We start from the raw sequence: 21322 nt of genomic DNA, 5'->3' as shown, positions 1-21322 counted from the left end.
AGTCGTTCGGCGGTTTTCGGCGATCCGTTCGACGATCAGCGACCGGTGAGGAGGATCGCGGCCGAACAGACGAGCGCGACGGCGAGCACGTGGCCGACGACGGCGCCGAGCAGGATCGGTTCCTCGAGGAGAAACGGGGTCAACGCCAGCTGTACCGCCGAGAACGCGACGTTCTCCGCGTCGAGGCGGCGAGCGATCGCGGCGTCTTCCGGGGAGAGGTCGACGTGGACCGCCCGCCAGAGCGCGACGACCGCGCTCCACCAGGAGGTGCCGATCCGGTAGGTGAGATCCCAGAGGACGAGGAGGGTGACGTACACGACCGGCGCGGGCGGACGCGGACCGAAGAGCCGTTCGAGCAGCGCCCCGTCCCAGACGAAGAGGTACGTCACGAGCGCGATGAACGCGAGCACGCCCAAGACGATCTCGATGCTCGACCCGAACAGCAGCCGCTTGTGCTCCGGCGGCGTCGACAGCAGCCGGTTGTTCGCGCCGAGCCGGTGCATCTCGACGCTGCCGACCGCGGCCACGAAGACCGCGACCGTCCCCGCGAGGACCGCGTTCCACAGCCCGTAGTACCAGCCGAGGACGAGGACCGCGACCTCGAAGAGGAGGAACTGGACGGCGACGGCGACCCGCCGCGGGACCGCCAAGCCGGGGATCCCGCCGACGAGGCTCTCGTACACCCACGTCTCGCCGTAGCTCCGGCTCACGAGGTCGCCCCCGACCCGGACTCGACCGATCCCGCCGCCCGTTCGGCGTCGAGCGCGCGGGCGACCGCGAGGTCGAAGGGCGTCGCCTCGACGGGGACCAGCTCGCGGATCCGGTCGTCCTCGACGATCACCGTGTTTCGGAGCCCCTCGACGAGCGAACGCGCGAGGTAGGGGTTCACGTCGGTGACGAGCCGAAGCCACCGGGCGGATAGCTCCGGGCTCAAGACGGGCGCGCGGAGGATGTACAGACCGCGGCCGAACTGCCGGCGGGTCCGCCGGAGGATCTCCGCGTACGTCAACACCTCGGGGCCGCCGATCTCGTAGGTTTCGCCGGCGGTCTCGGGGACCTCAAGGACGCCCGCGAGGTACGCGACCACGTCGTCGATCGCGATCGGCTGACAGAGCGTGTCGACCCACTTCGGAGTGATCATGAGCGGGAGCCGGCCCGCGAGCCCGCGGATCACCTCGAAGCTGGCGCTTCCCGCGCCGATCACGATCGCGGCCCGCAGCGTCGTCAGCGCGTACGACCCCTCCGCGAGGACGCGCTCGACCTCGCGTCGCGATCGGAGGTGTTCGGAGAGGCCGTCGCGGTCCTCGCCGAGGCCACCGAGGTAGACGACCCGAGAGACGCCGGCGGCGGAGGCGGCCTCCGCGAAGTTCCGCGCGCAGTTCCGGTCGCGCTCCTCGTAGCCGGGGCCGCCGTCCATCGAGTGGACGAGGTAGTAGGCGGCGTCGACGACCTCGCCGTCGACCCGGAACGCCGGCGGGAGGCTCCCCGGCTCCAGCAGGTCACCCTCGACGACGCGGACGCCCGCCGGCGGGGCGTAGCCGTCGGCGTCCCGGACGAGCGAGACGACCTCGTGGCCACGGTCGAGAAGCGCCGGAACGAGCCGACGCCCGACGAACCCGGTCGCGCCGGTGACGAGCACGCGCATACCCGGACGGAAGAGCGGCGCGACCATAAGCCTCCGCACGGCGCGAGAACGGAACGCGAGGCGGGACCGGAACGCGGATCGGGCGCGAAACGCGGATCGGAGGCCGCCGGCGACGACGACGGCGACCGATCGGTAAAAGGCCCTGGCCGTCGGCGGACCCGTATGAACGCTGGCGAGTTCGAGCCGGTGCGCGGCGTGCCGGACCTGTACGTTCACGACACGGGAATGTTCGACACCGACGAGTACGGGTCGGTGTACGTGTACGACGCCGAGCGCCCCGCCGTGATCGACACCGGTACGGGCGCGAACCGGGAGGCGCTGTTCGAGACGATCGGGAAGATCGGGATCGAAGTCGACGAACTCGCGTGGATCGTTCCGACGCACGCCCACCTCGACCACGCCGGCGGCGCGGGTCACCTGGCCGCGCGGTATCCGAACGCCGAGGTCGCCGTCCCGGAGCGAGGCGTGCGACACCTCGTCGATCCGGAGAGGCTCGTCGACGGGACGAAGTCGGCGGTGCGCGACCAGTGGCAGTACTACGACGACCCCGAACCCGTCCCCGAGGACCGGATCACGGGGCTCGCGGACGGCGACCGGATCGACCTGGGTGGCCGCGAGCTCGTCGTTCACTCCGCGCCGGGACACGCCCCCCACCACGCGGTGTATCACGACCCGGACGCCGGCGTGGTCTTCACCGCGGACGCCGCCGGAATCTACGTCCCCGAAGTGGATTCGATCCGCCAGACGACGCCGCCGCCGCAGTTCGACCTCAACCAGTGTCTCCGCGACCTCGGGACGATAGCCGACCTCGAGCCGGACCACCTCTGTTTCGGCCACTTCGGCCCGCGCGAGTACGACCCCGACCTGATCGAGGAGGCGAAGCGAACGTACGTCGAGTGGGTGGAGGCGGTCCGCGCGAAACGCGAGGAGCTGGGCGACGACGAGGCGGTCGTCGAACACTTCGAGGAGACGAGCCGCGACGTCGAGTTCTGGAACTCCGAACGGGCCCGCGCCGACGCGAGCCTGAACGCCCGCGGCGTCCTGGCGTTCTTAGACCGGGGAGAAACGCCCTAAACCCCCCGCCGCCTAGGGGGATCCAACCGATGGGCATCTTCGATACGATCCGCGCCGTGCTCGGGACGAGCGCCGAGACGGACGCGACCCGAGCGGCAGACCCCGAGGACCTCTTCGGGATGTCGACGGCGTACATGACGATGGAGGCGGACCTCGGCTACGACCACGTCGGCGAGGCCGCGCTGTGTTTCTCCGGAGTCGACAGCACCCGCTTCGACGACGCCGTCTCGATGGTCGAGGAGATCCTCGAGGCCGGCGAGATCGAGACCGGAACCGGGTTCCATCGCCACGAGGACGACCACGGCTACCACTGGTTCGTCCTCGAGGACGACGACCCCGAGGACCTCGTGACGAGCGTCCACTTCGCCGCGGACCAGTTCATCGAAGAGGGGTTCGGCTCGCGGCTCCTCGCCGCCGTCTTCGGCTTCGAGAACGACGCCGGTCGCGCCTACTGGATCTACTCGTTCCGCCGCGGGGCGTACTACCCGTTCGCGCCCGACGGGACCGGCGACCGAAACCAGCGCGTCGAGTTCAAGCTCCAGTCGGTCCTCGACGGGGAGCTCGGGCTCGAGGACGACGAGTCCTACTGGTACCCACTGTGGCCCGACGCCCCCGGACGACACCCCTGGGAGTGATCGGATGGGAGAAGACGGAGCCCGAGTCGGCGGATCCGAACGCTCGACTGAGAGTACCCGGAAACGCGTCCTCCGGATCGTGGCCGTCCAGGCTGCGACGGTGAGCGCGGCGACCCACCTGCTGTGGGCGTGGCCCCGGCTGGCCGACCCGGCCGACCCGCGACCGTACCTCTTCGTCCTCGCGGCCGTCTTCACCGCCGTCGTCGCCGCCGGGACGCTGCGGGCCGACGAGTACCGACGGCTGTACGCGCTCGGCGCGGGCACGCTCGCCGCGTACCTCGTCGGCTACGTCGCCTGGCACGGCGGAACGACGGTCGCGGCACTCTCGACCGACCCGCTGGCGATCGTCGGGAAGGCGGCCGAGGTCGTCGGCGCGGTCGCGTTCGTCGCGCTCTACCGGCTCGCGCCGCCGACGAGCGTCGTCGTGGGTCGCTCGGGAGGCGGGTCGAACGGCGGCGAGTCGGCGGACGGCGGGTCGGAGGCGAACTGACCGACACGCCTTATTAGTCGAGTCCCGGATCGACGGGTAGTGAGCGACACCTACCGCACGGTCGCCGAGCGCGCGACGGCGACGTTCGAGGTCCGCGGATCGGAGTTCCTCGGCCACGTCGCGCCCGCCGACACCGTCGAGGAGGCCGAAGCGTTCGTCGAGGCCGTCGGGGCCGAGTACGCGGACGCGACCCACAACGTCCCGGCCTATCGGGTGCCAGCCGGCGAGGCGTCCGAGCGGACGCCCGGATCCGACGTCATGCTCCGCGAGTACGGCGACGACGACGGCGAGCCGAGCGGCTCCGCCGGGAAGCCGGCGCTGAACGTCCTCGAGAAGCGGGACCTCCGGAACGTCGTCGCCGTCGTCACGCGGTACTACGGCGGAACGAACCTCGGGGTGGGCGGGCTCGCCCGCGCGTACTCACGGGCCGTCAAGGACGCCGTCGACGAGGCGGGCGTCGTCGAGGAGCGGCCGCACCGCCGGCTGGTCGTGTCGACCGACTACGACGACTCGGGAACGATCCGCGGCGTGATCGAGTCGTCTGGCGTCGAGTTCGAGGCCGACTACGACGAGCGGGTCCGCTTCGAGCTGCGCGTCCCGCTGGTCGAGGTCAACGACCTGGTCGAGCGGCTCAACGACGCGACGAGCGGCCGGGTCGAGATCGAGTGAGGCGTCGAGCGTCGAACGGAGAGCGGTGAGGAGGGGGCGGACAGGCAACGAGGGAAGAGAGGGGCTTGACAGGCGACGCGGATCGGGTGGGCTCCGCGGCGGGGCGTCGCGCTCCCGTCCAGTGCGCCGCGGGCGGCGGTCGGATCACGCGGTGTCTGGCCTCGTTTCCGGTGATAAATGTGCGGACGACGATCCGCGACCGCGCGGGCGACGCGGACCGGTCTGGTGAACTGCGCGGGCGACGCCGACCGGTCAGGTGAACTTCCGGACGGTCATCTCGAGGGTGTCGAGGTCGAGGATCGGCGCGTAGCCGGCGTCCGGGTCGATGTTGACGGACTTCTGGAAGTCGGTCTGCGCCTGCCAGCAGCCGGAGTTGACCGCGAGCACGTCGTGGTACTTCCCCCAGCCGAGCTTGTGGACGTGGCCGGTGTGGAACACGTCCGGCACGTCCTCTATCACGAGGTAGTCGCGCTCCTCGGGGGCCACGCGGGTGTGACCGCCGAACTGGGGGGCGACGTGGCGCTTCTTGAGCAGTTGGTACATCGCCTTGTGCGGCTCGTCGTAGCTGGCCTTCTCCTCGGGCAGCTCGGCGATGACCTCGTCGAGCGAGACGCCGTGGTACATCAACACCTCGACGCCCTCCACGGAGACCGTCGCGGGGTTCGAGACGATCCGTGCGTCGTGGACGTCCATGATCCCGCGGATCTCGTCGTTGAATCCCGGCTGGGGCTCCGCGAGCCGGACGGCGTCGTGGTTGCCGGGGATCATCACGATCTCGGTGTCGCCGGGGACCTCCTTCAGGTACTCCGCGAACAGCTCGTACTGCTCGTAGATGTCGACGACATCCAGCTCCTCGTCCTGGTCCGGGTAGACGCCCACCCCCTCGACCATGTCGCCGGCGACGAGCAGGTACTCGACGGGCGCGGCCTCGGGCGTGTGGAGCCAGTCGGTGAACCGGCTCCAGGCGTCGGCGACGAACTCCTCGCTGCCGACGTGAACGTCGGAGATCAGCGCGGCCTGGACGTGGCGGTCCGCCCCGCCGGTGACGCGGGTTCGCGGGACGTCGGGGAAGTGGAGCGAGTCCGCGAAGAGGATCCCCGAGTCGTCCGCGAGCGTCCCCTCGATCGCGAGACACTCGTCCATGAGGATCTCGTCGACGACGTCCGCGAGCCCCCTGTCCTTCATCACCAGCGCGGGGAACGTTCCCGTGGTGTCCTCGAGTTCGATCAGCCAGTGGCCCGACTTGGTGGAGCGCACGTCGTTGACTAAGCCGATCATCGCGGCGTCGCTGCCGCCGGGCATGTCGGCGATCGCCTCGGCCGGCCGGTGGTTGACGCGGCCGCGCAGGAGGCCGGAGAGCCGCTCGTAGCGGTCGCGAAACGTCCGGACGAAGTCGGCGTACTCGCCGGTTCCCGTGCTGTGGCCGGTCATGTCGTTGCCGACCTCGAGTTCGCGGCGCGACGGGTCCCGGTCGTGGGTGGCGTCGTCGTGGCCCTCGTCGCTTCCGGAGCCATCGCGGCCGCCGGATCGGTCGTCAGCGACGACCCCCGCGGCCGGGTCGGCCGAGTCTTCGACCCCTAACCCCTTCGTTTCAACTGGAGATCTGCCGTCGCTGGCTGGCACAGCGGACGATCGTCCGGACGAGGCATCGGTCGAAGCGTCACCCGAAGCGACCGCGCGACCGTCGAGGGCGGCGCGGACGTGGTCGGTCGTGATCCGGAGCGCGTCGTCGGGAGCGGCCTCGACGGCGGCCTCGAGCACCGCGGCAACGTCGTCGGCACCCGCCAGGAGGGTCACGGCCTCGCGCTCGGCGTTGTAGCCGCGGCTGGCGAGTTCGCTCACGATCCGCGCGTTCGACTCCAGCGGCACGGACCGACGGAGGGGGGAACGAGTCAAAACGGTTCCGGCTACCGCTCCCGCTCGAAGCCGGCGGCGAACGTCGCCTCCGCCACCGAGAGCACCGTCGGGCGACCGTGCGGGCACGCGAACGGCCGCTCACACTCCCCGAGCCGGTCGAGCAGCGCGCGGATCGCCGACCGGTCGATCGCGTCGCCCCGCTTCAGCGACGGGTGACACGCCAGGTCGGCCAGGAGTCGTTCGCGAGCGTCGCGCGGGGACTCGCCATCGGAGAGCGCCGCGAGCGCGTCGCGTAGCGCCTCCGGGTCGGCGGTCCGACCGAACGGCGCGGGGACGCTCCGCACCCGGACCGTCCCGCCGCCGAACGGTTCAGTCTCGAAGCCGAGATCGGCGAGCGTGTCGGCGTGCGCCTCCGCGGCGGCGGCCTCGCCCGCCGACAGCGACAGCGTCGCCGGCGGGCCGACGGCGGCTGTCGGGACGGGGTCGTCAGCGAACGCGCGGGCGAGCCGCTCGTAGTTCACGCGCTCGTGGGCGGCGTGGGCGTCGATCACGAGCAGCTCGTCGCCCGACTCGACCAGCCCGTAGAGGTCGCGGAACGTCCCGATCGGCTCCGCGTCGGCGAACGTCGCCCGCGACCCGTCGGCCTCGCCGACCGGCTCGAGCGCGGTCTCGAGGTCGGTGTCGACGTCGGCCTTCCGCCGGAGGTCCGCGCCGGTGAGCGCGTCGGCGACGACGGACTCGACCGCGTCCGCGACCGCGTCGGCGTCGCGGAGCCCCACCTCGCGTTTCGCCGGGTGGACGTTCGGGTCGACGCGCTCCGGCGGGACCGCGACGTCGACGGCGGCCACGGGTTCGCGGCCGTCCGGCAGCAGCCGGCCGTACCCCGCCCGGACCGCGCCCGCGAGCCGGTCGTCGCGCACGGGTCGGCCGTTCACGGAGACGCGGAGGTGGTCGCTCGCGGCGCGGGTGACGGAGGGGTACGCGAGCGCGCCGGCGACGTCAACGCCGATCTCGCGGCCGTCGTCTCCGGCCCCGTCCGCGACGTCGACATCGGCGCTCGCGGCCACCTCGGTCGATCGGCTCGTCGTCTCGCGGTCGTAGACGCCGAACAGCGCGTCCGTGACGCCGGTTCCGGGCGTCGACAGCGTCGTCGACCCGTCGTGTTCGAGCGCGAACGCGACCTCCGGGTTCGCGAGCGCGTAGTCGGCGACGAGCGTCGAGATCCGCGCGAACTCCGCGCGCGCCCCGGCGAGCGACTCCCGTCTGGCGGGCCGCGTCGAGAAGAGGTCGCGGACGACGACGGTCGTTCCGCGGGCGCGGCCGGCGTCTCTCACCTCGAGCTCGTCGTCCGCGTCCGCGTCGCTCCGCGGGCCGACGACGACCCGCGTCCCGACCCCGCCGGCGACGTCGCCCGCGTCGCCGTCGTTGGTCGTCACCTCGAGGCGGGCGGCGTCGGCGATGGCCGCGAGCGCCTCCCCGCGGAACCCGAGCGAGGCGACGCCGACCGGGTCCGCGTCGGGCGCGAGCTTGCTCGTCGCGTGGCGCTCGACCGCGAGCCGGGCGTCCGCGCGGTCCATCCCGCGGCCGTCGTCGGCCACCCGGATCCGGTCGGTGCCGTCGCCGTCGACGCCGACGTCGATCCGGGTCGCCCCGGCGTCGAGCGCGTTGTCGACCAGCTCGGCGACGACCCGCGCGGGACGGGTGATCACCTCGCCGGCGGCGATCCGGTCGACGGTGGCGGGGTCGAGCCGGCGGACGCGGTCGGCGATCCCCCCTTCGCGCCCCCCGTCCCCGCCCTCACGGTGTCGTTCAGTCGTCATCGTCCTCGAGTCGGTTCTGGAGGTCGTAAAGGGCGTTCAGCGCCTCTATCGGGGTCGTGCGCGCGAGGTCCAGATCGCGCAGCTCCGCGGCGACCGAGGGCGGAACGTCGCCCGCCGCGTCGGCAGTCGAACCGGTGCCGGAGTCCGCGTCGGTGACGGGGTCCGCGTCGACGTCGGGGTCCGCCTCGTCGCCAGCGGCGGGGTCGTCGGCCGGTTCGATGGCGGGGAGGTCATCGGCCTCCTCCTCGGCGAGGAACTCGCGGAGCGAGACGTCCTCCGCGTCGGGATCCGTCCCGCGATCGGGGGCGATCTCGTCGTCCGTCCGCCCCGGACCGAGGGGCGCGCCGGCTCCCGCCTCGGTCTCGGCGACGAGTTCGCGAGAGCGCTCGACGACGGCCGCAGGCACGCCGGCGAGCTCGGCCACCTCGACGCCGTACGACGACGAGGACGCGCCGGGGACGACCCGGTGGAGGAACGTCACCTCGCCGTCCTCGCGGGTGGCGGTGAAATGGAGGTTGAACGCGCGCTCGCGCTCGGCGGCGAGGTCGGTGAGGTCGTGGTAGTGCGTGGCGAAGAGCGCGGTCGCCCCCAGTTCGTCGTGGACGAACTCCGCGGCCGCGCGGGCGATCGCCCGCCCGTCGGTGGTGGCGGTGCCGCGGCCGACCTCGTCGAGGAGGACGAGCGAGTCCGGGCCGGCGTCGTGGAGGATCTCCGTCAGCTCGCTCATCTCGCGCATGAACGTCGACTGGCCGCCCGCGATGTCGTCGGAGGCCCCGACGCGAGTGAAGAGGCGGGAGAAGACCGGAAGCCGGGCGGCCTGCGCGGGGACGAACGAGCCGGTCTGGGCGAGCACGACCGCGAGCGCCACCGCCCGCATGTACGTCGACTTCCCGCTCATGTTCGGCCCCGTGATCACCGCGATCGACCCGCGCGGGAGGTCCGCGTCGTTCGGGACGAACGCGTCCTCGGTCCGCTCGACGACGGGGTGACGGCCCCCCTCGATCTCGATGCCCGCGTCGGGGTCGTCGACGACCTCGGGGCGGACGTAGTCGTGCGCGACGGCGACCGCCGCCAGCGACGCCAACGCGTCCAGTTCGGCGAGCGCGTCCGCGAGCGCCTGGATCCGCTCGGTCTCCGCCGCGACCCGGTCGCGGACGTCGGCGAACAGCTCGTACTCCAGGGCGTCGGCACGCTCTGCGGCCCCCACGATCTCCTCCTCGCGCTCCTTCAACGCCGGGGTGTAGTAGCGCTCGCTGTTCTTCAGCGTCTGGCGACGGCGGTAGTCGTCGGGCACCCGGTCGAGGTTGGCGTCGGTCACCTCGATGTAGTAGCCGTGGACCTGGTTGTGCCCGACCGACAGCGAGTCGATCCCGGTGCGTTCGCGTTCCCTGGCTTCCAGGTCCGCGACCCACTCGCGGCCCTCGCGCTCCGTCGCGCGGAGGGCGTCGAGGTCGTCGTCGAACCCCTCGCGGATCACGCCGCCCTCCGTGATCTCCTGGGGCGGGTCGGTCGCGATCGCCGCGTCGATCAGCTCGCGGACCTCCTCCAGCTCGTCGAGCCGGTCGCGGAGGGCGCGAAGGTGGTCGGTTCGGGGGAGGGTCTCGGGACCCCCTGCCCCGGATCCCTCTGCTCCGGAGACCTCCCCCCCGGAACGCCGTCCGCCCTCTCCCTCAGCCAGCGTCGCCTTCAACTCGGGGACGACCGCGAGCGTGGCGTACAGCGACCGGAGGTCGCGGGCGTCGGCGCGGCCGCGTGAGACCCGGCCGACGAGCCGCTCGAGGTCGTAGGCGGTCGCGAGCGCGTCCGCGATCCCCTCCCGAACGAGGGTCCGGTCCGCGAGCTCGCCGACCGCGTCGTGGCGCGAGGCGATCTCGGCGGCGTCGACGAGCGGCCGGCGGAGCCACCGTTCGAGACATCGCCGCCCGAGCGCGCAGTTCGTCGAGTCGAGGGCGTCGAACAGCGTGTCGCTCGCGCCGATCCCGCGGTTCTCGAAGAGCTCGAGGCTGCGCTGGGCCGCCGCGTCGAGCCGCAGCCGGTCGCGCGGGTCGTACCGTCGGATCCGCGAGACGTACGCGAGCGGGCCGTCGCCGCCCTGGGTGTACTCCGCGTACGCCAACACCGCGCCCGCGGCGCGCAGCTCCGCGTCGCCGTCGAACCGGCGCTCCGGGACGGGAACGTACGACTCCAGCCGGTCGACCGCTGCGCTGCGCTCGAAGGCGGCGGGGTCGTGGTCGTGGACCGTCCGGTCCGGGTCGCCGGCGGCGGGGTCGAACTCGACGGGGGCGGGTTCGGACTCCGTCGAACCGCGTTCGGGGCCGTCACACGTCGCGTCGCCGCCGGCCAGCCCCGGCCCGACGATCACCTCCGCGGGGGCGATCCGATCGAGCTCCTCGGCGACCGTTCCCGGCTCGCCGGCGGTGACGAGACACTCGCCGGTGGCGACGTCGACGGCGGCGAGTCCGAGGGTCGGCCCCGGTCCCGGATCGACGTCGGCCGGCGCCTCCGACTCGTGCGTCACCGCGGCGACGTAGTTGGTCGTCCCCGACTCGAGCAGGTCGTCCTCGACGACGGTCCCCGGCGTTATCACCTCGGTCACGGCGCGGTCGACGAGCCCGGAGGCCGCCTCGGCGTCCTCGACCTGGTCGCCGACCGCGACCCGGTAGCCCGCGTCGAGCAGCGATTCGAGGTAGGAGGCGGCGTTGTCGATCGGGATCCCGGCCATCGGGTAGTCGCCGGTCGAGTCCGAGCGCTCGGTGAGCGTCACCTCGCACACGCGCGCGACCGCCTCGGCGGCCTCGCAGAACGCCTCGTAGAAGTCGCCGACTTGGAAGAGGACGAGGGCGTCCTCGTGGTCCGCACACAGCTCCGCGTACTGTGAGAGCATCGGCGTGAGCTCCTCGCGGGCCGCCGCGATCCCGGGGGGTATCCCCGTGACCGTCTCCCGGTCCGCCGTTGACATACCCGCAAGCGGGTCGCCCGCGAGTATAAACGACACGCTCAGCGAGCGCTCCGACTCGACGTTCGCCGAGCACCCGGAACCGACCCGGACCGGCGGGCCGCCGATCCCGGTCCGTCGCCGGCAGCGTCGTCATCGTCGCCCCCGAGACTCTTACGGTTCTGGAACTCCCAACGATCCGACGTGGCGAACCGAACGATCCTCGTGGGGATGGCGGCGACGTTCGTCGGGCTGACGGCGCTTCTCGTCGTCGCCGGCGTCGTCGTCAATCCCGTGCTGTTGGCCGTCGCCATCCCCTTCGGGGCCGCGGCGTACCTCATGTGGTTCCACGCCAGCGGCCGGCTCCGAGAGCGGGTGCGCCGCGAGGCCGACCGGATCGGACCGACGGAGCGTGAGCGCGCCAGACAGCGCGCCCGCGCCGCGGAGAACCGCCGCGACGCGTATCGAAGCGCCGGAACCGGCGCGGCGGGGTCCGGTCGATCGACGGCCGGCGAACGCGCCGGTCGCGCCGGAACGGGCGCGTCTCGCGGAGGGTTCGGAGCCGGCCCTCGCGACGGCCGCGGCTCCCGCGACCCCCGCGATCGAGCGCCCTCGCCGCGCGGGATGTCGGAGCGGGAGGCGTACGCGACGCTGGACCTCGATCCGAGCGCCGACGGCGAGACCGTCCGGTCGACCTACCGCGAGCGCGCGAAGCGGCTCCACCCCGACGCGGCGGAGGGAGACGAGGAGGCGTTCAAGGAGTTGAACCGCGCCTACGAGGTCCTGACGGACTGATTCTGCTCGCTGATTCTGACTCGTTGATTCAGACGTGCTCGGCGAGGCGCGCCTCCGCCGCCTCGAACTCCTCGCGCGTGTTGACGTTCGTGAAGGTGTGCTCCGTCGTCCGCTCGCGGATGGCCGCGTCCTCGATTCGGACCACCGACAGCTCCTCGACCGCGGCGAGGATCTTCCCGTCGCCGCGGTCGAGCGCGCGGTCGCAGGCGGCCGCCGTCGCGTCGGCGCGGTAGACCGCCTGCGTCGTCTGGAACCACCGGTCCTCGAGCCGCGGGATCGCGGCGTCGGCGTCGGCGTCGACCGCGTCCGAAAGGAGCGTCTCCGCGAACGAGGGGTCGACGAACGGGACGTCGCAGGCGACGACGAGCGCGTACTCGCCGGCGGCGGCCCGGCACGCGTTGCGGATCCCCGCGAGCGGTCCGCGGTCCGGCTCGTCGTCGAGCGCCCACCGGATCGGAAGCGGATACTCCTCCAGGGCCTCGGCGATGGCCTCGCGTTGGTCCGGCCGACAGTTCACCACGAGGTCGTCGACGACCGGGTCGCCGCCGCTGGCCCGCGCCGCGCCCGGCGGGACCGGGGCGTCCGCGCCCGCGAGCCGGTCCGCGACCCGGCGGATCATCGGAACCCCCGCGAGCTCGGCGACCGACTTGTCGGCGTCGCCGAAGCGCGTCGACCGCCCGCCCGCGATGATGGCACCGGTCGGCATGCGAGACTCCTCGCGACCGACGCCCTTCGTGTTTGCGGTCGGTGGAGCCGTTGGAGGGTCGAACCCGGCGTCCGAAGGCGGCGATCGAGTCGAGGGCGGAACGACGCGGCGGCGGGCGTCAGCCCGCCGAAAGCGACCCGTTAAGTGGCCCGCGGCCGTACCTTCGAACATGCCCGAGGCGACCGATCTGGAGGATCTGAAGCGGGGAACTGAACTCGTCAAGCGCGGCTTCGCGCGGATGCAGAAGGGCGGCGTCATCATGGACGTCGTCACCCGCGAGCAGGCGCGGATCGCGGAGGACACCGGCGCGGTCGCGGTGATGGCGCTCGAGGCCGTCCCCGCCGACATCCGGAAGCGCGGCGGCGTCGCCCGGATGCCCGACCCCGCGAACGTCACCGAGATCATCGACGAAGTCTCCATCCCGGTGATGGGGAAGTCGCGGATCGGTCACCGCAAGGAGGCGGAGATCCTCGAATCGCTCGGCGTCGACATGATCGACGAGTCGGAGGTGCTCACCCCCGCGGACGACGAGTACCACACCGACAAGCGCGACTTCACCTCGCCGTTCGTCTGCGGCGCGCGGAACCTCCCCGAGGCGCTTCGCCGGATCCGCGAGGGCGCGGCCATGATCCGGACGAAGGGCGAGGCCGGCACCGGCGACGTCAACCAGGCCGTCAAACACCAGCGCACCATCAAAAACCAGATCCGAACGCTCACGGGGCTCAACCACGAGGAGCGCGAGAAGTGGGCCCGCGAGCACGGCGCGCCCCGCGAGTTGGTCCACGAGACCGCCGACCTCGGCCGGCTCCCGGTCGTCAACTTCGCGGCGGGCGGGATCGCGACGCCCGCGGACGCCGCGCTCATGATGTATCACGGCTGTGACGGCATCTTCGTCGGCTCCGGGATCTTCGGCGCGGAGGACCCCGAGGCGATGGGCACCGCCATCGTCGAGGCCGTCAACAACTGGGACGACCCGGACGAGCTCGCCCGGATCGCGACCGGGATCGGCAAGGGGATGAAGGGGCAGTCGAACGAGTCGCTGCCCGAGGAGGAGAAGCTCCAGGGCCGCGGCGTCTAGATCGGGAGGCGGGCGCCGTACGCGAGAAGTGCCGTAGAACTATTCTTAGAGGGGTTTCACTTCGTGTTTTTACGAACAAGATAGCGAGTCAATGACCGAGTTGTGGTGGCGCGCCTGCGAGCGCCCAAGAGGGCGCGAGCAGACCGCGAGGGACGCTGCGAACGGTGCGAGGTGCGAACGAAGTGAGCACCTCGGCAGCGAGCGGTGAAACCGCGAGCAGTGAGCAGCGAGGCTGGGGAGGCGTGAGGTGCGGTGCTGTGCGGGCCGGGAGGGATTCAAAGGGGCAGCTGCGAGGGCGACGGTGGCCGAAGTAAGCACCGCAGGAGCGAGCAACGCGAGTGACGAGGAGCGCAACGAGGCCCCCGAGTCCTCGCGGCTGGGGCTTTGGACATGTTCACCGCGCCAGCAACGATCCGAGTTCATTCGAGATGATCGTACTACTAGTGATCGTCAGTAAACGACGGTTTCATCTGAAATTTGCCTGAGAGATGAGATTTCAACATAGCCCAATTCGTGATTTAGTGAATCAACTGTTAGAGCCGGGCGTACATCAAACAGGATTTGTTCATCAAAAATCACTGGCATATTCCCCGTACAAACTTAAGATCGCCTGTACGCGGAAGGTATGCGACATCAACACGAGAAGAGACATCGCCGATCCTCTCTTTTAATTGCCGTATATCTTTCTCAAAAGTGACTTTTCCGTATCCGTCTTGGGGCCACCAATCCAAGAACAAGAAATATCGTCTACCGACATCACCGGGATATTCAGCGAGTGCTTGAATGTCTTTTTCGCCACCGCTTCGGAACTGTCCACTCATATTCATCGAATGCTTGATCTCACAAAGTACCGACAGTTGTGTTCTCTGAATATCGACAAAATTCCCAATCCCTTCCTTTTTACCCTGCATCACAACTTCGTCTTTCTCAGGAAACACAACGAGATCAAAATCAGTCTTCGTTCCACCCCAGATCTCGTCGTCATAGAATCTTACCTCTGGACGGACACGCGGGATTTCCTGGTTCTCCTGTTCTAACCGTTCGAACATTTCCCGATTTCTCCAGTCATCCATATTGCTATGATCTTGACGATATGTCAGGGGGACAGTTTCTGGAGAAAGTCGTATTCGAAGCTGGCGATACAGCTCCGGCATAACCGGATTTTCATTTCCGTAGTGGAACGGATGATTTTGGAAGTCGTGATGTAACTGATGAAGTACTTCTTCGAAAAGTTCTATGTCTCCAGAAACAGAGGGCATATCTCTTATTTTGGTTTGAAACCTGACTTAAGTCTGTTTCGGGACAACACTTGAATAGATCAAATTTCGTTCCGCTATCTGTTCGCTATACACTGATCGACCGATCCCGATCCGTTTATTCGTGCGAGTTCGGTACGCGACACCGTCACATGCCGAAACCGACCGTCAAGGCCGAGTACGACACGCTGCGGACGGTACGGGTCCACGAGCCGGGGATCGAGGCGGCGATCGGCGCGATGGACCCCGGTCCGAACCACTTCGCGCGCCCCTTCTCGGTGCGCGAGGCGAAACGCGAACACCGGCGGATGGTCGAGGTGCTGGAGGACGCCGGCGTCGAGGTCCGTCACATTCACGAAGACCTCGCCGACGGCGGCGTCCTCGACGGGCTCGTGGAGGAGGCGATCGGGGTCGACGAGGACGGCACCTCGCCGCCGACGCGGGCGGACCTCGCCGGGAACCTCGCCGACGCGACGGTCTACGAGCGGCTCCAGACCGTCCTGCTGGGGCCGACGGTCGGGCGGACCGCCGACATCGATCCCGGTGACGGCGACGACGACGATCCCGATCCGGGATCGCTCGATTCGGGGACCCTCGACACGAGCGTCCGCGTCGAGCGAGCGATCACGAACCTCTACTTCCAGCGCGACTGCCAGCTCGTCGGCGACCGCGGACCGATCCTGCCGCGGCTCGGGACCGCGACGCGGCGGCGGGAGCAGTCTCTAATCGAGGCGGCATGGCACGCCCGCGGGGCGGAGATCGCCCACCGGACGAGCGCGAGCGAGACCCTCGAAGGCGGCGACTTCCTCCCGCTCGGCGAGTTCGCGCTCGTGGGCGTCTCGGCGCTCGAAGAGGGCGAGGAGACCGTCTTCCGGACCACCTACGACGGCGGGCGGGAACTCCTCGAGGCGGGCGCGGTCGGCTACGACGAGGTCGGACTGGTCCGGCCGCCGCTGTCGGCGGACGAGCGGCTCGCCGCCGAACACGGCACCTCCTCGCGGCTGCTCCACCTCGACGGCTGGCTCAACGTCGCCGCCGAGGGGCTGGCGGTCGCGCGCGAGCCGCTGATCGAGGCGGCGACCGTCGAGGTGTTCGAGCGAGTCGGAGAGACGTACGAGCGCCGGGGCGAGGAGACGGTCGCCGAGCTCCTCGCCCGCCACGGCTACGAGGTGATAGACGCGCCGTACCCGGAGCGGTGGGCGACGAACTTCCTCACGGTCGCGGACGGGGTCGTCCTCCCCATCTACGAGACCGACGACGGCGAGTACGATCCGGAGGAGAACCGCACCATCGAGCGGTTGAAACGCGAGGGCGTCGAGGTGTTGCCGGACGGCGAGGGGCTCGACCCGCACCACCTCACGAACGGTGGCGGCGGGATCCACTGTATGACCTCGCCGATCCGGCGGGCGTAGCCCCCCTACTCCTCGATGATCGTCGCGCCCTTGCCGATCCGGGTCTGGTAGGCGCGGGCGTCGATGTCGGCGTCGGCGAAGGCGTCGAGCATGGCGGCCGCGATCGCCTGCCGGTCCCCCTCGCGGCAGGCGGCGACGAGCGCGGGGCCGGCCCCGCTCACCGTGACGCCGGTCGCGCCGGCCTCGAGCGCGGCGTCGTGGACCGCGTCGTACCCCGTGATGAGCCGGGCGCGCTCCGGGGTGACGACCGGGTCGCTCATCCCCGCGCCGACGAGCGCCGGGTCCGAGCGGCACATCCCGACCGCGAGCGTGGCAGCGTTGCCGACCGTCTCGACGAGGTCCTCCATGGAGGCGGTCTCGGGGACGACCCGGCGGGCGTCCCGCGTCGAGACCGCCACGTCGGGGAGACACACCACGAGCGGGACGCGCGCGTCGACGCTGTTGGTCCCGTCGGTCGTCGATATCGTGAACCCGCCGAGAAGCGAGGGGGCGACGTTGTCGGAGTGGGCGACGCCGGAGACGACCGCCTCGCCCTCGGCCGCGATGGGGACGAGCTCCTCGCGGGAGTACCCCCGATCGTAGAGGCGGTTGAGCGCGACCGCGGCCCCGGCGGCGCTGGCCGCCGAGGAACCGAGCCCGGACGCCGGGCGGACGCCCTTGTCGATGTGGATGTGTGCGGGCGCGTCGAGCGCCTCGACGACCGCCCCGACGGTGTTGCCCTCGGGATCCTCCGGGATGTATTGGGCTCCGACGCCGGTCACCTCGATGGTGGTCCGGTCGGCCCGCTCGACCGTGACGACGTCGGCGGGCCGCGAGAGCGCCGCCCCGAAGACGTCGAAGCCGCTCCCGAGGTTCGCGCTGGTCGCGGGTGCCCGTACCGTTACCATGCGGAGGCGTTGCTCCGGGGCGTCAAAAAGGAGCGGGATCGCGACCGACGCGAGAACGCGGGAGGGGACGGACGCGAACGTAGCGGACGGAAAACGGGGACGAGAACGGGAACGCCGGGGCGGAGAGAACGGGGACGAGAGGAGCGGATCGAAGGACGGGAACGATCAGGAGTCGGCGGTCGTCCACAGGAGCGGCCCGACTATCACCAACCCGATCCCGAGAAGGATGTACGTCGCCGGCATGGTCGTGTACGGGGACATCGAGAATATCAGCCCGAAGGTGACGAGCACCGCGGCGATCACCTTCTGTGACTTCAGCGGGAGCACGCCGAGCAGCGAGGCCACGAACGCGAGCAACAGGACGTGCCCGAGGTGATAATCGAGCAGGAACGTGTCGATGAACAGCGGCGAGAGCATCTCATCGGGAGATGGGAGCGATTCTCGCATTAAAGTTCCGTTTCTACGGGCGCGGCGGCCCCGCCGGCGGTCGTGGTCGGCATCGGGATCGCGGGGACGATTCCACGGGTCGCGTTCTGCGGGGCGTCCGGTCAGCAGCGGTGCCCCGCCCGGCGGTTTCGATCGACCGTGCGCGACGGCGACCGAGACGACCGGCGGGAAGAGCAACTACTTTTTATACGCATCGCCCTGTGTATGGCAGTGACAGACCCCACGGGTTCGGACGACGATTCGATGCGGGAGGTGGTCGAGCGGTCGCGCAGCGGCGCACCCGCCGTCGGCGAGGCGGTTCGGGACCGGTTCTCCTCGGACGAGGTGTTCCAGCGGATCGTCGCCGCGGCCGACGAGGAGGTGACCTCGGGGCGACGCGAGCTGTTCTTCAGCGGCGTCGCCGCCGGGTTGGCGATCACGATCACCTTCCTGTTGTACGTCTCGCTGACCGCCGCGACCGACGGCCATCCGATCCTGAGCGTCGCGTTGTACCCGCTGGGGTTCATCTACATCATCATCGGCGGCTACCAGCTGTACACGGAGAACACGCTGCCGCCGGTGGCGCTGACGCTCGAGCGGCTCGCCAGCGTCCCGACGCTGCTTCGCCACTGGGGGACCGTGCTCGCGGGCAACTTCACCGGCGGCGCGGTCGGCGCGCTCGTTCTCTCGTACGGCGGCGTCTTCTCCGGCGACAGCGTCGACGCGGCCCTCTACGTCTCCAGTAGCGGGTTCGACGTCGGCTTCTGGCCGCTCTTCTTCAAAGCCGCCGTGGCGGGACTGATCGTCGCCGGCGTGGTCTGGGTCGGGTTCGCCTCCACGAACTCCGTCACCCGGCTGCTCGTCGTCTACCTCGCGTTCCTCGCGATCCCGCTCGGAAATCTCTACCACGTCGTCGTCTCCTTCACCGAGGTGTTGTATCTGCTCTTCGTCGGCTCGATAGGGCTCTACGGCGGCGGGACAACCCTGTACGACGGGCTGTTCGGGTTCGTGCTCCCGGTGCTCCTCGGCAACACGATCGGGGGCGTGGTGCTCGTCACGCTGGTGAACTACTTCCAGACCAGCGAGGAGCGGCTCGAGGAGGCTCGTTTCGAGGGGATGAACCGTCGTCTCACCGTGCCGGAGTGGCTGCTCGGCCGGGCCGCGGGACGGTCGTACGTCCCCATCCTCGACGCCACGGAGGCGACGCTGTTCGCGAGCGAGGGCCACCGGATCATGGTCCCGATCTCGAACCCGCGAACGGACGGGCCGATAGTCGAGCTCGCGAGCCGGATCGCGAGCGACCACGAGGACGGGATCGTCCACATCGTCCACGTCGTCCAGGCACCCGAGCGCATGTCGCTGTCGGCAGGGGCGGGCCGGATCGCCGACGTCTCCGAGGAGGGGATGGCGGGGTTACGCGAGACCGCGGAGGGGTACGACGTCGACGTCTCCACGTCGACGGTCGTCACCCACCGCTCCTTCGAGGAGGTGTTCAACATGGCCCGGCGGACCCGCCCGGAGGCGGTGGTGATGGGGTGGGGCGAGGACCAGCTGTGGAACGCCGCCCGCGCCGAGCGGCCGATCGACGAACTCACCAACCAGCTCCCGTGTGACTTCCTCATCCTGAACGAGGCCGACCTGGACACCTCGCGGGTCCTGTTACCCACCTCCGGCGGTCCCGACTCCCGGCTGGGCGCGGAGGTGGCGAGCATGCTCTCGCGAACCGCCGGCTCCGAGGTGACGCTGTTACACGTCGTCGACGGTCCGGCGGACCGCGAGCGGGGCGAGAGCTTCCTCGCGGCGTGGGCCGAGGAGAACGACGTGGACGACGCCGACCGGGTCGTCGACGACGGCGGCGACGTCGAGGCCGCGATCGTCCGGGAGGCGAAAGACCACACGCTCGTCGTCATCGGCGCGACGGAGAAGGGGCTGCTCTCGCGGCTCGTCTCCAACTCGCTCCACCTCGACGTGATCCACGACGTGGACTGCTCGGTGCTGCTCGCGGAACGCCCGAGCCGTCGCTCGTTCCGCGATCGACTGTTCGGCTCGGGGCGGCGGGAGGCCGGGCCGCCGAACGGGAGCGTCGAGCGCGACCCGGAGGAGTCGAGCGGGACGGACGTCCGAAGAAGGGGGGAGGACGAATCCGACGCCGCCGCCGTTCCCGACGAGGCGGCCGACGGCCCGGATGGGGTGGCCGGCGGGGGGGAGGACGACGAGCCGCCGGAGCCGGCGGTCATCACCGACCACGACGCGGCCGACGAGGACGACGGGGAGGACGGCCGCCCGCCCGAGCCGGCGGTGATAACGGATCACGACGACCCCGACGACGACGAGAACGACGACCCCGACGACGACGAGAACGACGACCCCGACGACGACGAGAACGACGACCCCGACGACGACGAGAACGACGACCCCGACGACGACGAGAACGACGACCCGGACGCGCGGTGATCGACGCCGACGCCGCGTCGCCTCGAGAAACGACTACTCCTCGCGGTCGCGGGTCGGGAGGTCCGGCTCGAAGGCGGCAGCCTCGACGGCCATGTCGAGAACGCGCTCGACGTTCTCCCCTTCGGTGACGCTCATCGTCGCGTCGACGGCCTCGGCGCGCACGGCGTCGAAGCGGTCGTGTTTGTTCGCGACGGTGAGCATCGGGATCGACTCGTCGAAGAGCGCTCTGACCTCCTCGCGGAGCTCGAGTTGTACGTCGAGGGGGTAGCCGCAGTCGCCGGAGGGGTCGAGCACGAAGAGGACGACGTCGGCGAGGTGTTCGAGCGCGCTCACCGCCTGCCGCTCGATGTCGTTGCGGTCGGCCTCCGGGCGGTCCAAGAGCCCCGGCGTGTCGACGATCTGGTAGCGGACGCGGTCACGCTCGAAGTGGCCGACCTGAACGCCGCGGGTCGTGAACGGGTACTCCGCGATCTCGTTGGACGCGCGCGTGACCCGGTTGACGAACGACGACTTGCCGACGTTGGGGTAGCCGGCGACGACGATCGCGGGCTCGTCCGGCCGGATGTCGGGCAGGTCGCGGAGGTCGTCGCGGGAGTCGCCGATGTATCGGAGGTCGTCTTCGATCTGGTCCATCACGTCCGCCATGCGGGCGAACGCCTGCTTCCGGTGCTTCCGCGCGGCGTCGACATCGGAGTTACGGATCTTCGTCGTGTACTCGTCGCGCAGCGACTCGATCTGTCGGCTCGCCCACATCACCTGCGCGAGCGCCTGCCGGAGGCGGTCGACGTCGACGATGGCGTCGGCGAGCTCGTAGTAGAACGGGTCGACGTCGAAGCCGAAGTCGGGCCAGGAGACGACCACGTTCTCGAGGTTGTCCGAGAGCACGTTGCCGGCCGTCCGCAGCATCGACTCCTGGGCCTCGTGGCCGCGCTTGGCGCGACCGGCGCGGGCCGCCCGCGAGAACGCCTTGTCGACGAGTTCCTCCGAACGGGGGGTCGTCGGGAGGCCCTCGAATATCATGACCCGGTATTCCCCGCCGAGGCGTATAAGCGCGTCCGTTTCGGGACTCCACGACATCGCGGGACACGGATCGTCCCCCGCGGCGCGGATCGGAGGGTCGGCCGCCCTCGACGGAACCGATCCCGCGACGACGCCGACCGTTCCGCGGCGCACGAGGAACGCG

18 protein-coding genes are annotated in these 21322 nt (G+C 70.3%); 8 read left to right on the top strand and 10 right to left on the bottom strand.

The annotated features are described in order from the left end of the window. Nucleotides 1-35: 35 nt before the first annotated feature. Complete coding sequence (locus NO889_RS04055; protein ID WP_256410969.1) at nucleotides 36-710, bottom strand: DUF7530 family protein; 675 nt, start codon at nucleotides 708-710, stop codon at nucleotides 36-38. Next, nucleotides 707-1645, bottom strand: coding sequence for an NAD(P)H-binding protein (locus tag NO889_RS04050; protein ID WP_256410968.1), 939 nt, complete (start codon nucleotides 1643-1645; stop codon nucleotides 707-709). The genes NO889_RS04055 and NO889_RS04050 overlap by 4 nt, the downstream gene beginning before the upstream one ends. A gap of 162 nt (nucleotides 1646-1807) precedes the next feature. On the opposite strand from NO889_RS04050, the gene NO889_RS04045 reads away from it, so the two are divergent. The 4 genes from NO889_RS04045 to NO889_RS04030 are packed head-to-tail and all read left to right on the top strand — an operon-like array spanning nucleotide 1808 to nucleotide 4513. Further along, nucleotides 1808-2719, top strand: a complete 912-nt coding sequence (locus NO889_RS04045; protein ID WP_256410967.1) for an MBL fold metallo-hydrolase — start codon at nucleotides 1808-1810, stop codon at nucleotides 2717-2719. Between the two features lie 29 nt (nucleotides 2720-2748). Then, nucleotides 2749-3354: a PspA-associated protein PspAB gene (gene pspAB / locus NO889_RS04040; protein WP_256410966.1), complete on the top strand. Its 606-nt coding sequence runs from the start codon at nucleotides 2749-2751 to the stop codon at nucleotides 3352-3354. A gap of 4 nt (nucleotides 3355-3358) precedes the next feature. Continuing rightward, nucleotides 3359-3844, top strand: a complete 486-nt coding sequence (locus NO889_RS04035) for a hypothetical protein (RefSeq protein ID WP_256410965.1) — start codon at nucleotides 3359-3361, stop codon at nucleotides 3842-3844. 39 nt (nucleotides 3845-3883) lie between these two features. Beyond that, nucleotides 3884-4513 carry an IMPACT family protein gene (locus NO889_RS04030; RefSeq protein ID WP_256410964.1) on the top strand — a complete coding sequence of 210 codons (630 nt, stop codon included), beginning with the start codon at nucleotides 3884-3886 and terminating at the stop codon, nucleotides 4511-4513. A gap of 252 nt (nucleotides 4514-4765) precedes the next feature. Here the strand turns inward: NO889_RS04030 and NO889_RS04025 are convergent, their stop codons facing one another. Genes NO889_RS04025 through mutS form a run of 3 tightly spaced genes read right to left on the bottom strand, consistent with a single transcriptional unit; the run spans nucleotide 4766 to nucleotide 11149 of the window. Next, entirely contained in the window at nucleotides 4766-6382 is a 1617-nt protein-coding gene (locus NO889_RS04025) for a DNA-directed DNA polymerase II small subunit (RefSeq protein ID WP_256410963.1), read from the bottom strand. 38 nt (nucleotides 6383-6420) lie between these two features. Then, the gene (mutL, locus tag NO889_RS04020) at nucleotides 6421-8190 is read right to left on the bottom strand and encodes a DNA mismatch repair endonuclease MutL (RefSeq protein WP_256410962.1); all 1770 of its coding nucleotides are present in this window, start codon (nucleotides 8188-8190) and stop codon (nucleotides 6421-6423) included. Further along, entirely contained in the window at nucleotides 8180-11149 is a 2970-nt protein-coding gene (gene mutS / locus NO889_RS04015; RefSeq protein ID WP_256410961.1) for a DNA mismatch repair protein MutS, read from the bottom strand. Before mutS ends, mutL begins: the two co-directional genes overlap by 11 nt. 180 nt (nucleotides 11150-11329) lie before the next feature. On the opposite strand from mutS, the gene NO889_RS04010 reads away from it, so the two are divergent. Continuing rightward, nucleotides 11330-11920, top strand: a complete 591-nt coding sequence (locus NO889_RS04010) for a J domain-containing protein (protein ID WP_256410960.1) — start codon at nucleotides 11330-11332, stop codon at nucleotides 11918-11920. A gap of 28 nt (nucleotides 11921-11948) precedes the next feature. Here NO889_RS04010 and mobA read toward each other — a convergent pair whose 3' ends face one another. Beyond that, nucleotides 11949-12626 (bottom strand): molybdenum cofactor guanylyltransferase, encoded by a 678-nt coding sequence (mobA, locus tag NO889_RS04005; protein ID WP_256410959.1) that lies wholly within the window; start codon nucleotides 12624-12626, stop codon nucleotides 11949-11951. A gap of 169 nt (nucleotides 12627-12795) precedes the next feature. Here mobA and pdxS point away from each other — a divergent pair, with 169 nt between their 5' ends. Further along, nucleotides 12796-13704 carry a pyridoxal 5'-phosphate synthase lyase subunit PdxS gene (pdxS, locus tag NO889_RS04000; protein ID WP_256410958.1) on the top strand — a complete coding sequence of 303 codons (909 nt, stop codon included), beginning with the start codon at nucleotides 12796-12798 and terminating at the stop codon, nucleotides 13702-13704. A 575-nt stretch (nucleotides 13705-14279) separates the two neighbouring features. Here pdxS and NO889_RS03995 read toward each other — a convergent pair. Continuing rightward, a complete protein-coding gene (locus NO889_RS03995) occupies nucleotides 14280-14963 on the bottom strand; it encodes a hypothetical protein (protein ID WP_256410957.1) in 684 nt (227 codons plus the stop codon). A 149-nt stretch (nucleotides 14964-15112) separates the two neighbouring features. On the opposite strand from NO889_RS03995, the gene NO889_RS03990 reads away from it, so the two are divergent. Then, nucleotides 15113-16372 carry an arginine deiminase family protein gene (locus NO889_RS03990; RefSeq protein WP_256410956.1) on the top strand — a complete coding sequence of 420 codons (1260 nt, stop codon included), beginning with the start codon at nucleotides 15113-15115 and terminating at the stop codon, nucleotides 16370-16372. A gap of 5 nt (nucleotides 16373-16377) precedes the next feature. Here NO889_RS03990 and NO889_RS03985 read toward each other — a convergent pair whose 3' ends face one another. Then, nucleotides 16378-17259 (bottom strand): homoserine kinase, encoded by an 882-nt coding sequence (locus NO889_RS03985; protein ID WP_256410955.1) that lies wholly within the window; start codon nucleotides 17257-17259, stop codon nucleotides 16378-16380. Nucleotides 17260-17424: 165 nt separating this feature from the next. Then, the gene (locus tag NO889_RS03980) at nucleotides 17425-17676 is read right to left on the bottom strand and encodes a DUF8006 family protein (protein ID WP_256410954.1); all 252 of its coding nucleotides are present in this window, start codon (nucleotides 17674-17676) and stop codon (nucleotides 17425-17427) included. A gap of 273 nt (nucleotides 17677-17949) precedes the next feature. Between NO889_RS03980 and NO889_RS03975 the strand changes: the two genes are divergently transcribed. Further along, complete coding sequence (locus NO889_RS03975) at nucleotides 17950-20139, top strand: formate/nitrite transporter family protein (protein ID WP_256411000.1); 2190 nt, start codon at nucleotides 17950-17952, stop codon at nucleotides 20137-20139. Between the two features lie 33 nt (nucleotides 20140-20172). Here NO889_RS03975 and NO889_RS03970 read toward each other — a convergent pair whose 3' ends face one another. Further along, entirely contained in the window at nucleotides 20173-21159 is a 987-nt protein-coding gene (locus tag NO889_RS03970) for an NOG1 family protein (protein ID WP_256410953.1), read from the bottom strand. Between the last annotated feature and the right edge of the window lie 163 nt (nucleotides 21160-21322).

This window comes from Halorubrum rubrum (genome assembly GCF_024494685.1).
Classification (GTDB): Archaea; Halobacteriota; Halobacteria; order Halobacteriales; family Haloferacaceae; genus Halorubrum; species Halorubrum rubrum.
This window is presented reverse-complemented; position numbering and strand designations above follow the sequence as displayed.